14 protein-coding genes are annotated in these 12819 nt (G+C 61.0%); 10 read left to right on the top strand and 4 right to left on the bottom strand.

What is annotated here, in order from left to right; all coding sequences use genetic code 11:
• Positions 1-168: 168 nt before the first annotated feature.
• Complete coding sequence (locus RGCCGE502_RS13965; protein WP_016554818.1) at positions 169-582, bottom strand: hypothetical protein; 414 nt, start codon at positions 580-582, stop codon at positions 169-171.
• Positions 583-855: 273 nt separating this feature from the next.
• Between RGCCGE502_RS13965 and RGCCGE502_RS13960 the strand changes: the two genes are divergently transcribed.
• Positions 856-3702 carry a response regulator gene (locus RGCCGE502_RS13960; RefSeq protein WP_016554817.1) on the top strand — a complete coding sequence of 949 codons (2847 nt, stop codon included), beginning with the start codon at positions 856-858 and terminating at the stop codon, positions 3700-3702.
• Here the strand turns inward: RGCCGE502_RS13960 and mnmC2 are convergent.
• A complete protein-coding gene (mnmC2, locus tag RGCCGE502_RS13955) occupies positions 3692-4408 on the bottom strand; it encodes a tRNA (5-methylaminomethyl-2-thiouridine)(34)-methyltransferase MnmC2 (RefSeq protein ID WP_016554816.1) in 717 nt (238 codons plus the stop codon). The two genes, RGCCGE502_RS13960 and mnmC2, sit on opposite strands and share 11 nt — an antisense overlap.
• Between mnmC2 and RGCCGE502_RS13950 the strand changes: the two genes are divergently transcribed.
• The 8 genes from RGCCGE502_RS13950 (at position 4407) to uraH (ending at position 9500) form a co-directional block, all read left to right on the top strand.
• Positions 4407-5585, top strand: coding sequence for an NAD(P)/FAD-dependent oxidoreductase (locus tag RGCCGE502_RS13950; RefSeq protein ID WP_016554815.1), 1179 nt, complete (start codon positions 4407-4409; stop codon positions 5583-5585). The genes mnmC2 and RGCCGE502_RS13950 overlap by 2 nt on opposite strands.
• Before the next feature lie 112 nt (positions 5586-5697).
• The gene (locus RGCCGE502_RS13945) at positions 5698-6420 is read left to right on the top strand and encodes a DUF1045 domain-containing protein (RefSeq protein ID WP_016554814.1); all 723 of its coding nucleotides are present in this window, start codon (positions 5698-5700) and stop codon (positions 6418-6420) included.
• A gap of 99 nt (positions 6421-6519) precedes the next feature.
• The gene (puuE, locus tag RGCCGE502_RS13940; RefSeq protein WP_016554813.1) at positions 6520-7443 is read left to right on the top strand and encodes an allantoinase PuuE; all 924 of its coding nucleotides are present in this window, start codon (positions 6520-6522) and stop codon (positions 7441-7443) included.
• The gene (gene uraD, locus RGCCGE502_RS13935; protein ID WP_016554812.1) at positions 7443-7940 is read left to right on the top strand and encodes a 2-oxo-4-hydroxy-4-carboxy-5-ureidoimidazoline decarboxylase; all 498 of its coding nucleotides are present in this window, start codon (positions 7443-7445) and stop codon (positions 7938-7940) included. Before puuE ends, uraD begins: the two co-directional genes overlap by 1 nt.
• A gap of 52 nt (positions 7941-7992) precedes the next feature.
• The gene (locus RGCCGE502_RS13930) at positions 7993-8283 is read left to right on the top strand and encodes a nucleotidyltransferase family protein (RefSeq protein ID WP_040674582.1); all 291 of its coding nucleotides are present in this window, start codon (positions 7993-7995) and stop codon (positions 8281-8283) included.
• Positions 8280-8642: a HepT-like ribonuclease domain-containing protein gene (locus RGCCGE502_RS13925; protein WP_016554810.1), complete on the top strand. Its 363-nt coding sequence runs from the start codon at positions 8280-8282 to the stop codon at positions 8640-8642. The genes RGCCGE502_RS13930 and RGCCGE502_RS13925 overlap by 4 nt, the downstream gene beginning before the upstream one ends.
• Positions 8643-8646: 4 nt before the next feature.
• Positions 8647-9147 carry an ureidoglycolate lyase gene (locus tag RGCCGE502_RS13920; protein ID WP_016554809.1) on the top strand — a complete coding sequence of 167 codons (501 nt, stop codon included), beginning with the start codon at positions 8647-8649 and terminating at the stop codon, positions 9145-9147.
• Entirely contained in the window at positions 9144-9500 is a 357-nt protein-coding gene (gene uraH / locus RGCCGE502_RS13915; RefSeq protein WP_016554808.1) for a hydroxyisourate hydrolase, read from the top strand. Before RGCCGE502_RS13920 ends, uraH begins: the two co-directional genes overlap by 4 nt.
• 52 nt (positions 9501-9552) lie before the next feature.
• Here uraH and RGCCGE502_RS13910 read toward each other — a convergent pair whose 3' ends face one another.
• Together RGCCGE502_RS13910 and RGCCGE502_RS13905 are read right to left on the bottom strand one after the other, a co-directional pair.
• A complete protein-coding gene (locus RGCCGE502_RS13910; protein WP_016554807.1) occupies positions 9553-10695 on the bottom strand; it encodes an alpha-hydroxy acid oxidase in 1143 nt (380 codons plus the stop codon).
• Positions 10696-10771: 76 nt separating this feature from the next.
• A complete protein-coding gene (locus RGCCGE502_RS13905) occupies positions 10772-11740 on the bottom strand; it encodes a quinone oxidoreductase family protein (protein WP_016554806.1) in 969 nt (322 codons plus the stop codon).
• A 94-nt stretch (positions 11741-11834) separates the two neighbouring features.
• Here RGCCGE502_RS13905 and RGCCGE502_RS13900 point away from each other — a divergent pair, with 94 nt between their 5' ends.
• A complete protein-coding gene (locus RGCCGE502_RS13900; RefSeq protein WP_016554805.1) occupies positions 11835-12686 on the top strand; it encodes a LysR family transcriptional regulator in 852 nt (283 codons plus the stop codon).
• Positions 12687-12819: the final 133 nt, after the last annotated feature.

Here is a 12819-nt window from a genome sequence, read left to right as displayed (position 1 = left end):
CGCTTTTGCCCTTCTTCCTGCATCCTATTTACTGGCAGGGGCACGCTCACGCGGCGGCCGGAAGGTGAAAGCTGGCCTGCATTTGGTCTAGTTCAGGGGAAAAGTCAAGGGCACCCGCTCATCGATCATTGGCAGAAGGGGGCGGTGACGCCCCCACCGATGCGGATATCAGTAGCAGACCCTCGTTCTGTAAGCTTCGCCCCAACCGCTGCGACGCCATTCGATATGGCAGCGCGGCGCGTAGTAGGAGTTCGAGTAGTAGGGCCGGTAATAGCTTCTGTAGTAAGGCCTGTAGTACGGGCGGTAGTAAGGCCGGTACCCACCATAATATGCCCCGTACGCGTAGTTAGGCCGATAATACGGTCTGTAGTAGCCGCCGCCGTAGTAGGGGCCGGGGTAGCCGTAGCCGTAATACGGATAGGGCCTGGCGACCTGAGACAGCAGGATGCCGCCAACGGCTCCGGCGGCGACGCCGCCCCAGAAGTCACTGTTGGCGTTTGCAGGCGCTGCCGGGATGACGGGCGCACTCGCCAGGGTCAATGCCATGAAGCCCGCCGCCATGCTTTTATGAAGTACGGACATGATCGTCTCCTTTCGTAGACGAAGCCTATTCTCGAAGCCGTCAGGCGAAACCGTTCGGGTATACGGGCCAACTGAACGAGTTCCTCGTAGAAACGAGTGAAACTATACCACAGTTCCGAGATGTTTGCTTGCCCCGTCCGCATCGGCGGACGACCGGGTTTGGAAAGCTTGCGACCTATTCTCCGCCGCCGGGGAATCATGGTTAATGCGTTGTTAAAGAGGGTGCATCTATTGTCGTTCGATGAATAAGCCACTCTTGACCGGGGAACAGTGTTGACGTCGAACGGGGACCTTCTCGAACTGGCCTGCCGCCGGATCGCGGATCTGGATTGCCCGGCCTACGTCAAGAACAGCGAGCTGCGCTATGTGGCGGTCAACGAGGCCTATGCGTCCTTCTTCGGAAAGGCGATCTCCGATTTCATCGGTCGCCGCAGCCGCGAACTTATCGATACACCGGAGGAGGAGGCTCGCGAGGACAAGGAGAGGCGAGCTCTCGTCTTCGCAAGCGAGGAAAGCGCTGTTTGTTTCGACGCCGGTGGCGTCGAGCACCGGCGTGCGCGGATCGAGAGCTTCTCGCCGTCTGAAGGCCGCGTTTATGTCCTAGGCATCTTCGAAAGGAAGGTTCCACGCAACAATGGCGACCGGTCGATCGCCATTCCGACACCATTGGCATCCGAGGTAGCACGCAGCCAGGCTCTGGCCGAGGACCTGCAAAGCATTCTCCGCGCTCTTCCTGTCGGCGTCATGATCCTCGACGACGCGCGCGATGTTCTCTACGCCAACGACGAGTTCTACGAGGTCTGGGATCTGCCGCGCGACGACCGCTTCGACGGCTGGGCCTTCATCGACGTCATCCGTCGCAACCACCAGCTCGGACGGTACGGTGACAGGCTGACGCCGGAGCAGATTTTTGCCCGACGCGAGGCACATTTTGTCGCTGCGGAACAAGAGCAGCCGGTGGAGCTCGGCTGGGTCAATGGCAAGCGGGTTCTCTTCGAGGGGCGCCGACTTTCCAACGGACGCGTGCTGCTGTCCTATGCCGATGTCACTGCTGTCCGTCAGCGCGAGAAGGAAATCCATGAGACGCGGGCGGCTCTCGCGCGTCTCGGGGACTTGATGGATGATGCGACGAGGGCGATGTCGCAGGGGTTGCTGATTGTTCAGGACGGCAATATCCTGCTTGCCAGCAACCCGCTCAGTGACATCCTTGCCATTCCGCCGGAATACCTTGCCGTTGGCCGGGGATGGATCGATCTCTTCCAGTTCTGCGCCCAGCGAGGAGATTTCCACGGTCAGGAGGACGAGATCCTTACCGGTTGGCGCGACAACATCGCCGCCAAGAAGCCGATCTCTACGCCGTTCCATGTCGCCGGAGAGCGGTGGGTCAATCTGGACGCTACTATCAGCGAGCGGCAGCATTGGATCGCACTGTTCACCGACGTCACCGAAGCGAAGCAGCGCGAGGCCGAGCTCGAGCGTCTGCTGTCTCGTGCTGAGGCTGCCGATCGCGTCAAGTCGGAGTTCCTCGCCAACATGAGCCATGAGATCCGCACGCCGATGAACGGCGTTCTCGGCATGGCTGAATTGCTGGCGAAGACCGATCTCGATACCCGTCAGAAAACCTTTGTCGACATCATCGTCAAATCGGGCAATGCGCTGGTGACGATCATCAATGATATTCTCGACTTCTCGAAGATCGATGCGGGGCAGATGACCCTCCGGCGCACGACGTTCGATCTGGTCGAGGCGATCGAGGACGTCGCGACCCTCCTATCGTCGCCGGCAGCGGAAAAGAACATCGAGCTGTTGGTTCGCGCGGCCCCCGACTTGCCTTCCGCAGTGATTGGCGATGCGGGCCGGTTCCGCCAGATCATCACCAATCTCGTCGGCAACGCAGTGAAATTCACCGAGCGCGGCCACGTTCTGGTGGACGTAGGCTTCGTACTGGGCGCTGAAGACGAAATCATGGCGTGTGTTCGGATCGAGGATACCGGCATCGGCATTCCGCGCGATAAGCTGGAGTCCATTTTCGACAAGTTCTCGCAGATCGATTCATCCTCGACACGACGCCACGAAGGAACCGGACTCGGACTTGCGATCACCGCAGGGCTGGTCGACCTGTTCGGCGGCTATCTCGAGGTCGACAGTCAGCCAGGGGAGGGGTCGGTCTTTACCGTGAACCTGCCTTTCGTCGTCGCTGCGGCGCGACTGGCTCCCAAACCCCTGCCTGTGAATGTCAGGGGAGCACGCGTCCTCCTCGTGGACGACAACACGGTCAATCGCCAGATATTGACCGAGCAATTGGCTCTCTGGGGTTTCGATGGCGCCGCTGCCGAAGATGGTCCAGGAGCATTTGCCGTTCTCGATATGGCGGATGAGCTTGGCATCGAGATCGATGCGGTCGTGCTTGATTACCAGATCCCCGGTATGAACGGCGCTGAGATCGCACGAAAGCTACGGACCGATCGCCGCTTCGAACGTCTGCCGATCATCTTTCTCACCTCGATGGACATTTCCGGCACCGAGAAAGAGTTCGCGGCCCTTAACGGCCAGGCTTATCTGATGAAGCCAGCGCGGGCCAATGTGATGCGGAACACCCTCGTCGACGTCGTGCGTGCGAGCCGGACGAAGAAGATCCCGGCGGCGGCTATTTTGGCTGCCGGGCAGGAGATCGCTACGCCGATGCGCCCTGTGGCGGAAGAAAGAACGCTGGCGGAGTTTATCGACGTGCTGGTCGCGGAAGACAATGAAGTGAACCAGATTGTCTTCACGCAGATATTGCAGGAAACCGGCCTCAGCTTTCTCGTCGTCAATAACGGCCAAGAGGCCGTGGAGGCCTGGGGCCGCCTTTCGCCGCGGATCATCATGATGGACGTTTCGATGCCCGTGATGAACGGCCATGATGCGACGCGCGCGATACGCGAACGAGAGGGCGGCAAGAGCCATCGCGTGCCGATCATCGGGGTGACGGCGCATGCGCTGGACGCCGACCGCGAGCGTTGCATCGATGCAGGCATGGATGATTACCTATCGAAGCCGATCAGCCCCGAGTTGCTCCAAGAGAAATTGGAATTGTGGCTGGGCAAGAACGAGCGAGAGGCGGGTTACTCTAGGACTTGATGCCGCAGAGCATCTCGCGCTTTCCCGCAAAGCCGCTGCGGCGTTCGACGGTGAAGCCCGCCGCGATTAGGTTGCGCCGGACGAAACCGGCGGCCGCATAAGTCGCAAAGGTTCCGTTGATCCTTGACTTTTCATAGACGAGGCGCATCAGTTCCGCAGACCACATGTCGGCATTGCGCGATGGGGCGAAGCCGTCAAGATACCACGCATCGAAGCCTGCCTGAGCAGCTCCGACCTCGTCGAGGGCATTGCCGCGGACGACGCTGAGTGACGTCTGTTCATCCAGTCGTAAGGAGACGGTTGCCGTTGGTGTTTCCGGCCAGGCCGCGGTCAAGGCCAGCCGTTCGGCATCGATTTCGCCCCAGTGCGAAAGCGCGCGGTCGATTTCCCGCCGCCGCATCGGATAGAGTTCGAACGACATGAAGTGCAGTCGCTGCCCGTCGAGCCGGTTGAGTTTCCACTGCCGCCATGTCTCAGCAAAGTTCAGACCCGTACCAAAGCCGAGCTCACCGATCAGGAAATGGCTTTGGTCCTGCCAACGCTGCGGCAGGCCGTTGCCGGCGAGGAAGACGTGTCCACATTCCAGCCGGCCGTCGGTCTGGCAATAAAAGTGGTCGCCAAAGGCCGGTGAATAGGGCATATCGCCGTCGCGCCATTCAAGCGGCTGATGGGCGCCAGCACTGTGTTCAGGATCCGTATCTGTCATGCCACAAGCCGATAGTCCGGCCTTGCCTTCCGGTCAATCATCGACCGCGCTGCTGATCATCGGCGGTGGGATCATGGGGTTGTGGGCGGCGGTTCAGGCGGAGCGTCTGGGCATCGATACATTGCTCATCGATGCCGGAAGGCTTGGCCAAGGCGCCAGTGGCGGCCTGCTCGGCGCGCTGATGCCGCATATGCCGGACAAATGGAATGCGAAGAAGCAGTTTCAGTTCGATTCCCTGGTTTCATTGGAAGCCGAGATCGCGGTTCTGGAACAGCAGACCGGCCTTTCCGCCGGCTACCGACGCTCGGGGCGCCTCATCCCACTGCCGAAGCCGCACCTGCGCGAAATCGCTCTTGGCCATTCGCGGGACGCGGAAGCGCGCTGGATAGCGGGGGAGCGGCATTTCCACTGGCATGTGCTCGACAGGCCTCCCCAGGAGACCTGGATCGATACCGCGGCTGGCGAAAGCGGCTTTGTCTATGACACGCTTGCCGCCAGAGTAGCCCCACGCTCCCTCATCGCGGTCCTGGCGGCCGCGTTGCGCGATGCTCGGCATGTGCGGATTGTCGAGCACCTTGCGGTCGATGATCTCGATCTTGACCGCAACGCAGCAGTGACCCCCAGAGGTGAGATTGCTTTCGGCCGCTGCATTGTCGCAGCCGGCCATCAATCCTTTCCGTTGCTGGGGCGCCGCTCCCACGGTCTTGCGAAACCGCTTGGCCAGCCGGTCAAGGGGCAGGCGGCGCTCTTGAAGGTCGATGTTGATCCGTCCATGCCGACGATTTTTCGTGATGGATTGTATGTCGTTGCGCACGAGGGCGGTCACGTCGCGGTCGGTAGTACGAGCGAGAATCGCTTCGACGAGCCGTTCTCGACCGATGGACAGCTTGATGGGTTGCTTGAAGCGGCTGGACAACTGGTGCCGGCCTTGCAAGGAGCGCCTGTGCTTGAACGTTGGGCCGGCTTGCGACCGAAGGCGATCGATCGCGATCCGATGATCGGCGTACACCTCGACCACGGTAGTCTGATCGCACTGACTGGTGGCTTCAAGGTCAGCTTCGGCCTGGCGCACCGTCTGGCGGGGGCTGCCGTCCATCTCGCGGCCGACCTGCAGCCGCCCTTTGCGCTGCCTGAAAGCTTCCTGCTTGCCCATCACATTCATGTGGCTTCACGCTAAACGTGAATTAGCATTTCCTGCCTTTCGTCAATCTGTCACGCAAATCACCTATCAGCTAGCGCAATCGCGGTGCCGACGGAGGGCGGCGCGGTTTGTCTACGGAGGAGATTTGATGCGCTACGCCATTTGCTTTACGCCCGCTGCGAGCGATCCGCTCTCGCATGTGGCCGCAAATTGGTTGGGTCGGAACGTGTTTTCCGGCGAGGTGGTTGAGCCAACCGCGATTCGCGGCCTGAGTATTCACGAAATCGCCTTCCATACGGCGATGCCTCGCCGCTACGGCTTTCATGGCGTCCTGAAGGCCCCCTTCCGCCTGGCCGCTGATTTGACGGAGGCGCAACTTCTGCGTGATCTTATGCGCTTCTGCGGCACGTTGACACCATTTCACATCAATCGGCTGGAGGTGGCGCGGCTCGGTTCATTCTACAGTCTCGCTCCGTCGCTGCCCTGCGAGCACGTCCACTACCTTGCCTCTTCGGTTATTCAGCAGTTTGACCGCTTCCGCGCGCCGCTGAGTGAAGCCGAGATCGAGCGGACGGATCCGGGCGGTCTGTCGGCGGCGCAGTTCGCTAATCTGCACCGCTGGGGAAGCCCCTATGTGATGGACGAGTTTCGGTTTCACATGCCGCTGACCGGCCCTGTCAGTCATTGCGATATCCCACGGGTCGAACACGCGCTTCGCAACGTCTTCGAGCCAGTGCTTGCCGATCCCGTCAAGGTTGCCAACGTTGCCTTGATGATCGAAGAGGGGAATGGCGGACCGTTTCGGGTGCATTCGTTGCACCCGATGGGCAAAGTCAGCGCCCGGAGGGATCGTGTTCCGGCGCTGGCCTAAGGCTTTGTGCCGCAATGGCAAAACTCTGTTGCGTACTTTCCGTCTCGACATTCCGTCTCCGGATGCTACCGTTTCGCCGACGTTCAGGAAGGTGATTTCATGGTATCCGAGACTTATCCGCGCAATCTCGTCGGCTATGGACGCAATACGCCCGATCCGAAGTGGCCGGGCGATGCGCGTGTGGCAGTCCAGTTTGTCATCAACTACGAGGAGGGCGGCGAAAGCTGCATTCTCGATGGCGATCCGGCCTCTGAAAATTTGTTGTCGGAAATCGTCGGCGCCGCCGCTTGGCCGAGCCAGCGCAACCTGAACATGGAATCGATCTATGAGTATGGCTCGCGCGCCGGTTTTTGGCGCCTGTGGCGGATGTTCACGGAACTCAAGGTTCAGGCGACCGTCTATGGCGTAACACTTGCCATGGCCCGCAACCCGGAGGCGGTCGCGGCCATGAAGGAGGCTGGCTGGGAGATCGCCAGCCACGGGTACCGCTGGCTGGAATACAAGGACTTTCAGGAAGACGTCGAACGCAAGCATATCCAGGAAGCCGTGCGCCTGCACACGGAGTTGACCGGCGAGCGCCCCTACGGGATGTACCAAGGCAAGCCCTCCGACAACACGCTGCGCCTCGTCATGGAGGAGGGCGGTTTTCTTTATTCCTCCGACTCTTACGCCGACGACCTGCCGTTCTGGGTGAAAGGTGTCGATGACGAGCCGTTCCTGATCATCCCTTATACGCTCGAGACCAATGACATGCGTTTCGCGACGCCCCAAGGCTTCAACTCGGGCGATCAGTTCTTCACCTACCTCAAGGATGCCTTCGATACGCTCTATGAAGAAGGCAAGGCCGGCAGCCCGAAGATGATGTCCGTCGGTCTGCATTGCCGCCTCGTTGGTCGTCCTGGCCGCGCTGCGGCGCTGAAGCGCTTCATGGAGTACGTGCTGAAGCACGATAAGGTGTGGATCCCCAGGCGTCTCGAGATCGCGCAACATTGGCATGCCCACCATAAGCCGGAGACGATCTGATGCTTTCGCGTGACGAGTTCGTATCGCGCTATGGCGGTGTTTTTGAACATTCGCCATTCATTGCCGAACGTGCCTATGATGATGGCTTCGTCGGTGACGAATTGACGGTTGATCGTGTCCACACGGCGCTCGTTGCCATCTTCCGGGCGGCGAGCCCGGAGGAGCGGCTGGGAGTGCTGCGTGCCCATCCCGATCTTGCAGGACGCCTCGCGATCGCAGGTGAATTGACCGAGGACAGCAAGAAGGAGCAGGCGGGTGCCGGGCTCGACCGGCTGAATGCGCAGGAGCACGACCGTTTCACTGAGCTTAATACCGCGTATGTCGAGAAGTTCGGCTTTCCGTTCATCATTGCTGTGAAGGGCTTGAACAAGGACGATATTCTGGCGGCGTTCGAAAAGCGCATCGGCAATACGAGCGACGAGGAGTTCGAAACGGCCACCGCTCAGGTCGAGCGCATCGCGTTCCTGCGGCTGGAAACTATGCTGCCGGGACGCTGACGCAAGATTCCTGGTGCTTTTCTCTTTTGCATCCGTGACTTATAGTTGCGTCATGAAACCTTCGGAAGTGCTGGAGAAGAACAGGCAGGCGATCCGCGAAGCCACGAAGCGCTTCAACGCGGCGAACCCGCGTGTCTTCGGTTCGGTCGCGCGCGGTGAGGATCGGCCGGACAGCGATCTGGATATTCTGGTCGATACGTTGCCCGGCACAACTCTATTCGATCTTGGTGGGTTGCTGGAGGAATTGAAGGAAAAGCTCGGTTTAGAGGTCGATCTTGTAACACCCGGAGGGCTGCCGGACAGCATACGCGAACGCGTTCTCTCGGAAGCGATCGTGGTATGACGGTAGAACGGCTGGTGGAGTACGTCGATCGTATGCAGGAGGCGGCCGAGCAGGCACGTACGCTAACCGACGATATGACCGAAAGCGCCTTTCTGACGGATGTCAGAACCCAACTCGCTGTGACAATGTCGCTGGTTCTCTTGGGTGAGGCGGCGGCTCGTATTGGCATGAGCCACCCAGATTTCATTCGCGATCATCCCGAACTTCCTTGGTCAAAGATAAAGGGAATGCGGAATCTAATTGTGCACGGCTACTACTGTGCCGATCTTTCTGCCATTTGGGGTACGGTCAGACGCGATCTGGCGGACCTTATCTCCCAGCTTCAGTCGATACGCCATTGGCGCATCCAAGGCGAATAACGACATGCCTCAATTCCTCGACATCCTTGCCCTAACCAAATCCGCCTTTTCGCCGTTCGGTGATGTGGTCGAAGCCGATCCGGCGACGATGCGTTATATCAACAACGGCACGACGGAACGTTTCCATGCGCTCGCGGCCGCCGAAGCCGTCGGCGAGGGCGCGCGCGTCATCATCAATCTCTTTCGGGGTCAACCGCGAGCGTTTCCGTATGAAATCGGCATGATGGAGCGGCATCCGTTCGGCAGTCAGAGCTTTTCGCCGATCTCGGGTCGGCCCTACCTCGTCGTCGCCTCTGAGGACGAGGGCGGAAGGCCCGGTCGTCCCCGCGTGTTCCTCGCGCGTGGCGATCAGGGCGTGAACTATCGCCGCAATGTCTGGCACCATCCGTTGATGTCGCTCGGCGCCGCCAGCGATTTCCTCGTCGTCGACCGCGACGGCCCGGGCAACAATCTGGAAGAGTACTTTTTCGAAACCCCGTATATTATCAGCGAGCCGAGCCTATGACCGGACTGACCACGCACGTTCTCGATACTGCTTCCGGTAGGCCGGCAGAGGGATTGCGGATCGATCTTTTCCAGCTGGACGGCGATTTTCGCCACCACATCAAGACCGTGCGGACCAATTCCGACGGCCGCGTCGACGGCGGCCCGATCCTGGTTGGCGATGGCTTCAAGGTGGGAACCTACGAATTGCTCTTCCACGCCGGCGACTATCTGCGCGCGATGGGCGTCGCGTTGCCGCACCCGGCGTTTCTGGATCTCGTGCCGATCCGCTTCGGCATCGCCGACCTCAGCGCGCATTATCATGTGCCGCTGTTGATCTCACCCTATGGCTATTCGACCTATCGCGGTAGCTAGGGCGACGCGCCTTGCGCCGTCAGGTTTGTTCGGATGCGACCCGAATGGGTTCTTATTGACGGCCTAGCAGGATCGACGAGTTGACCTCGTTGATGTCGCGCTTGCCGCAGAGTGCCATGGTGATGTCCATCTCCTTGCGGAGGATGCCAAGCGCCAGCGTCACGCCTTCCTTGCCCATGGCGCCGAGGCCGTAGAGGAAGGGGCGGCCTATATAGGTGCCCTTGGCGCCGAGGGCGATTGCCTTCAGCACGTCCTGACCGGAGCGGATGCCGCCGTCCAGATGCACTTCGATCTTGTGGCCGACGGCATCGACGATCGGCTCCAGCATGCTGATCGAGGAGGGAGCGCCGTCAAGCTGGCGACCGCCATGGTTGGAGACGATAATGGCGTCGGCACCGGTCTCTGCTGCGGCCTTGGCGTCCTCGACGTCACAGATGCCTTTGATGATCAGCGGGCCGCCCCATTGCTCCTTGATCCAGGCGACGTCGGCCCAGGAGAGCTGCGGGTCGAACTGTTCAGCCGTCCAAGAGGAGAGCGAGGAGAGGTCGGAGACGTTCTTGGCATGGCCGACGATGTTGCCGAAAGTGCGGCGCTTCGTCTGCAACATGTCCAGGCACCAGAAGGGGCGCGTTGCCATCTGCCAGATATGCTTCGGCGTAAACTTCGGCGGCGCCGAGAGGCCGTTTCGCAGATCCTTGTGGCGCTGGCCGAGGATCTGCAGGTCGGCGGTCAGCACCAGGGCCGAGCACTTTGCCGCCTTGGCGCGGTTGATCAGGTTCAGCACGAAATCCTTGTCGCGCATCACGTAGAGCTGGAACCAGAAGGGTCTTGTCGTGACCGAGGCGACGTCCTCGATCGAGCAGATGCTCATCGTCGACAGGGTGAACGGAACGCCCGCTTCTTCCGCTGCACGAGCGGCCAACATCTCGCCGTCAGCATGCTGCATGCCCGTCAAACCTGTGGGCGCAAGGGCGACGGGCATCGAAACCTTCTGGCCGATCATTGTCGTCTCCAGCGTGCGGTTCGTCATGTCGACGAGCACGCGCTGGCGCAGCTTGATCTTGGCAAAATCGCTCTCATTCGCCTGGTAGGTCGACTCCGTCCAGGCGCCGGAATCCGCATAGTCGAAAAACATCTTCGGGACACGGCGCTGGGCGAGGGTTTTCAGGTCGGCGATCGTGAGAGGCGTGGCCATGGATAAGACTTTCACATCTGAGTAACGCCATGGCCCTTAACATGATTTCCGAGGCTTTGTGTATCTCTTTCCTCGCCTATGGAACAAGAATCAGGCTGCCTGCGGCACGTCCCGCTTCGAGGAATTGCTGAGCTTCTGCAGCCTCCTCCAGCGCGTATTCGCGGGCGATCGTTGCGGTGATGCCAGCTGCCAGCATTTCGACGACGACCTCGGTCGCCGCCAGGTACGCGGACGTGTCGGTGATGTAGGCCATGATGCTTGGATGCGTCAGCGATTTTCCGGGGCGAAGCGCGTCGACGGCGACAGGCGGGATCGGCCCGCCCGCCTGTCCGATCGTCGCCACGACGCCGAACGGACGGACGGATGCGATGGATTTTGCAAGCATGTCGGCGCCGATGCCGTCATAGGCGACGTCGACGCCGCCGTTTTTGGTGAGCGCCTTAACCGCAGCGACGACATCGGCGTCGCGACCGACGATCAGATGGTCCGCGCCGTAGCTGCGGGCGAGATCGGCCTTCTCCTCCGAGCTTACGGTTCCGATGACGGTGGCGCCGAGATGCTTTGCCCATCGCACGAGAATGCTTCCAAGCCCGCCGGCCGCGGCGTGGATCAGCACGATGGTTCCCGGCTCGATACGATAGGTTTTCGTCAGCAGCATGTAGGCCGTCAGCCCCTTCAGCATGGACGCGGCCGCGACCTTTGACGGGACGCTAGCGGGCAGGCGAACGGCGCGGGATACCGGCAGGAGGCGTGTTGCAGCATAGGCGCCAACCGGTGCGCCGGCATAGGCGACGCGGTCGCCGGGCTTCAGGCCGGCGACTGCGCTCCCCACGGCTTCGACGGTGCCGGCGCCTTCTACGCCGAGTATTGCGGGATAGGCCGGCAAGGCGTAGAGCCCGCGCCGGTGGTAGATATCGAGGAAGTTCATGCCGATCGCGTCATGGCGGATGCGGATCTCGTCTGCACCGGGCGCCTGGGGCGCCTGTTCCGAAACCTGCAAGTGTTCGATGCCGCCTGGGGCGAGAAGCGTAACGACCTTATCCATGGGTACTCTCCGATTGCTGTTGCAGGCATCATCGCGCATGGCGTAGTGATCAAAAATTCCCTATTGCTTCTCATCGAATGGGAAAAAATGAACAATGATCGATTGGGAAAGCCTCCGTTATTTCGCAGCGCTCGCTCGCGCCGAAACGTTGCTCGGGGCCGCGCGCGCCCTCGGCGTGGAGCACGCGACCGTCGCCCGCCGGGTTGCGGGCCTCGAGGATCAGATGGGCGTGAAGCTGGTCGACCGGCGCGGGCGCCGTATCGTGCTGACACCGGAGGGTGAGCGGGTCGCCGGGATGGCGGAGCGAATGGGGTTGGAGGCTCAGGCCGTCGAAAGGCTGGGGCTAGCTGCCGGCGCGACGCTTGCCGGAGAGGTCAGGATCAGCGCGCCACCGACACTTGCGGCGGCAAAGCTGCCGACAGCGCTGGTCGCCTTGCGGGTCCGGCATCCTGATATCGGTATCACCATCGTCGGCGAGACGCGCTACGCCTCGCTCGACAGGCGGGAGGCGGATATTGCGGTTCGCATGACGAAGCCGGAGCAGGGCAATTTCGTCATCAGCAAGCTCGGAGATATCGGCTTCGGCTTCTACGCCACGGCCGACTATCTGGCCGCGACGCCCGAGGCGCAGAGAACCTTCATCGCCTATGACGAAACGATGGCAAGCGCACCGCAGTCAATCCAGCTTGCCGAGGCAACCGAGGGGAGGAAGGTGGCGTTAAGAGCCACGACGCTGGAATTTCAGCTGGCGGCGGCGCGCGCCGGCGGTGGCATCGCCATGCTGCCGAACTTCATGCTCGCCGGTGTCGATGATCTCGTCGAGGCGATCCCGCAGCCGCAGCCTCTGATGCGGGAGCTGTGGCTGGTCGTGCACGCCGATATCCGCAACGTGCCGATCATCCGGGTTGTCATGGAGGCGTTGAAATCGATCTCGTGGTCGGGTTGACACCCTTTCGCATTTTGCGGACGGGTTGCGCGGGCGGACGGCGTCACCGTTGAGCTCTTTGCCAGCACGTGCGATAGGCTCGTCTCTGGCCTTGGTGGAGGGATCGAAGGCCGTCGCCGTGTTCGCGGTGCCT

The sequence above is a fragment of the Rhizobium grahamii CCGE 502 genome (assembly GCF_000298315.2).
GTDB lineage: Bacteria > Pseudomonadota > Alphaproteobacteria > Rhizobiales > Rhizobiaceae > Rhizobium > Rhizobium grahamii.
The sequence above is the reverse complement of the archived record's forward strand: the minus strand, read 5'-3'. Positions and strand labels throughout refer to the sequence as shown.

Excerpts from the sequence above, each read along its gene's own strand:
- RGCCGE502_RS13965 (WP_016554818.1), bottom strand. The coding sequence starts at position 582 with ATGTCCGTACTTCATAAAAGCATGGCGGCGGGCTTCATGGCATTGACC.
- RGCCGE502_RS13950 (WP_016554815.1), top strand. The coding sequence starts at position 4,407 with ATGCCACAAGCCGATAGTCCGGCCTTGCCTTCCGGTCAATCATCGACC.
- mnmC2 (WP_016554816.1), bottom strand. The coding sequence starts at position 4,408 with ATGACAGATACGGATCCTGAACACAGTGCTGGCGCCCATCAGCCGCTT.
- RGCCGE502_RS13945 (WP_016554814.1), top strand. The coding sequence starts at position 5,698 with ATGCGCTACGCCATTTGCTTTACGCCCGCTGCGAGCGATCCGCTCTCG.
- puuE (WP_016554813.1), top strand. The coding sequence starts at position 6,520 with ATGGTATCCGAGACTTATCCGCGCAATCTCGTCGGCTATGGACGCAAT.
- uraD (WP_016554812.1), top strand. The coding sequence starts at position 7,443 with ATGCTTTCGCGTGACGAGTTCGTATCGCGCTATGGCGGTGTTTTTGAA.
- RGCCGE502_RS13930 (WP_040674582.1), top strand. The coding sequence starts at position 7,993 with ATGAAACCTTCGGAAGTGCTGGAGAAGAACAGGCAGGCGATCCGCGAA.
- RGCCGE502_RS13925 (WP_016554810.1), top strand. The coding sequence starts at position 8,280 with ATGACGGTAGAACGGCTGGTGGAGTACGTCGATCGTATGCAGGAGGCG.
- RGCCGE502_RS13920 (WP_016554809.1), top strand. The coding sequence starts at position 8,647 with ATGCCTCAATTCCTCGACATCCTTGCCCTAACCAAATCCGCCTTTTCG.
- uraH (WP_016554808.1), top strand. The coding sequence starts at position 9,144 with ATGACCGGACTGACCACGCACGTTCTCGATACTGCTTCCGGTAGGCCG.
- RGCCGE502_RS13910 (WP_016554807.1), bottom strand. The coding sequence starts at position 10,695 with ATGGCCACGCCTCTCACGATCGCCGACCTGAAAACCCTCGCCCAGCGC.
- RGCCGE502_RS13905 (WP_016554806.1), bottom strand. The coding sequence starts at position 11,740 with ATGGATAAGGTCGTTACGCTTCTCGCCCCAGGCGGCATCGAACACTTG.
- RGCCGE502_RS13900 (WP_016554805.1), top strand. The coding sequence starts at position 11,835 with ATGATCGATTGGGAAAGCCTCCGTTATTTCGCAGCGCTCGCTCGCGCC.